The sequence below is a fragment of the Sphingomonas sp. genome (assembly GCF_051962185.1).
Lineage (GTDB): Bacteria > Pseudomonadota > Alphaproteobacteria > Sphingomonadales > Sphingomonadaceae > Sphingomonas.
The window spans coordinates 1-2,356 of record NZ_JBQCCN010000304.1 but is presented as its reverse complement, the minus strand read 5'-3'; the positions used below and the strand labels follow the sequence as shown (position 1 = coordinate 2,356).

Here is a 2,356-nt window from a genome sequence, read left to right as displayed (position 1 = left end):
CCGTATCGAAGTGCTGCAGGACGGCGCCTCGTCGACCTACGGCGCCGACGCCGTGGCGGGCGTGGTCAACGTCATCGTCAAGAAGGAAATCACCGGCATCCATCTCGACGGGTCGGCCGGCATTTCGGAATATGGCGATGCAGGCGAGCGTCGCCTGAGCGGCACGGTGGGCTACGGTAAGCTCAACGAGCAGGGCTTCAACATCTACGCCAACGTCGAATATCAGAAGAACGACCCGCTCTACGCGCGCGATCGCAAATATCCGTTCAACGGAGCGGACCTCAGCGCGATCTGTAACGCGCCGGGCAGCTGCCTCAACAACGGTGTGGTCAACGGCATCCAAGGCGACGGTTCGTTCCCCGGCGTCGGCTCGACCATGGTTCCGATCATCCGCCCCTACAACACGACGTCGCTCACTTTCGTCGATCCCGGCGGCACCAGCCACACCTTCGCCCCGGGGACGGTGGCGCTGGGTCCGTGGCAGCTCGCCAATCCGGCTGCCGGCTGCGGCAACTTGACGTCGGTGACATTGAACGCCGCTCAGCAGGGCTCGACGGCACCGTCCTTCAAGGACAACGGAGACGGCACGTACACGTTCAACAATGTCGGCTATACCGGCGTCACGAATGGGGCGCAGCAATGCCAGCAGGATAATGTCAACCGTTATCTGGAAGAGCAGCCGAGCGTGCAGCGCCTCGGTGCGACGGTTCGCGGCACGGTCAATCTGGGCAGCAGGGCACAGGCCTATGCGATGTTCAATTTCTACCAGACCAAGACCGACAGCTCGATCGCGCCGCTGAACTTCGCCGGCCAGACGGCGGCGGGCGGGACGCAGTTCACCCTGAGCCCGGTGTTGCTGCCGGTCTATGTCTGCCCCCGTGGCACGACCGTCGCCTGCACCTCGGCCAACGGCACGCTCAACCCGAACAACCCCTATGCGGCAAGCGGCCAGTTCGCGCGGGTCAATTATCGTTATGACCAGCCGCGCATCACGCTGTCGGACGCCCGGACCTATCGTGCGTCGGCCGGCGTCAACGGGTCGTTCGGTGACAACTGGCGTTACGCGGCGGACTTCACCTGGTCCCAGGTCGACCTCAAGATCACCAACAAGAACTTCCTGTATGCGCAGCATCTGGTCGACGTGATCAACGATGGAAGCTTCAACTTCCTCAATCCGTCGGCGATGACGCAGACGATGCGCGACTATATCGCGCCGACCCAGTCGACCGATTCGCGGTCGAACCTGTGGCAGGTTCAGGCAACCCTCTCGAAGGATCTGTTCCAGCTGCCGGGCGGCGCGCTGTCGGCGGCGGTCGGGGTCTCGTACCGCAAGGAATCGATCAACAACCCGAGCGCCAATCCGGCCAATGAGGTCAATCCCGCCGACCGCTATTACAGCATCAACGCGGTGGGCGCGACCGGCAGCCGCAACGTCAAGTCGGCCTTCTTCGAAGTCGAAGCGCCGGTGGTCGACATGCTCAGCCTGAACGTTTCGGGCCGGTATGACGATTATTCGTCGGGCCAGAAGAACTTCTCCCCGAAGTTCACGGCGATCTTCAAGCCGATCAAGCAGATCAAGCTGCGCGGCACCTTCTCGAAGGGCTTCCGCATTCCGAGCTTCAATGAGGCTTATGGTCTGCCGACGACCGGTTATATCACGCATACCGTCGATAGCTCGGTGGCCGGCGGTGCCGCTTTCCTCGCCGCGCACGGCAATAATGCCTACGCGACTCAGCCCTATTCCTATGGTCTGACCGCGATCGGCAATCCGTCGCTGAAGCCCGAAAAGTCGACGTCCTATACCGGCGGTATCGTCATCGAGCCGACCCGCAACTTCTCGTTCACCGCGGACTATTGGCACATCAAGATCAAGGGACTGATCACCAATCCTGATTATTCGGGCGTGGTGGATGCCTATTATTCCAACAACGGTGTGGTGAACATTCCGGGCCTGACGGTGATCAAGGGCGTCGCGGATCCGGATCATCCCACCGCGTTGCCGCTGCTGGGCTTCATCCAATATTCGTTCGTCAACGCCAATTCGGAGACCGCGTCGGGCCTCGATTTCTCGGGCACCGCGCGCTTCCCGATCAGCAGCAACATCACCTTCACCAGTCGGGTCGACGCATCGTATCTGATCAAGCTTGAGAAGGATATCGGCGGCAGCGTCCAGCGTTATGACGGCACTCTCAGCCCGTGCGACATCACGTCGTGCTCGGGTGCGCCGAAGTGGCGCGGGACCTGGGTCAACACGCTCGACTTCGGCGACACGTCGCTGACCGGCACGGTGAACTACACCAGCGGGTACGACATGGCGTCGGTCGACTACGGTGGCGTGAAGGGCGATTGCGCCAAC

General features: G+C 61.9%; 1 protein-coding gene. It reads left to right on the top strand.

Annotated features, from left to right (window positions below; all coding sequences use genetic code 11):
• Positions 1–2,356: TonB-dependent receptor domain-containing protein (locus ACTHJR_RS18665; RefSeq protein WP_440524928.1), on the top strand; the 2,356-nt coding region annotated here is incomplete at both ends.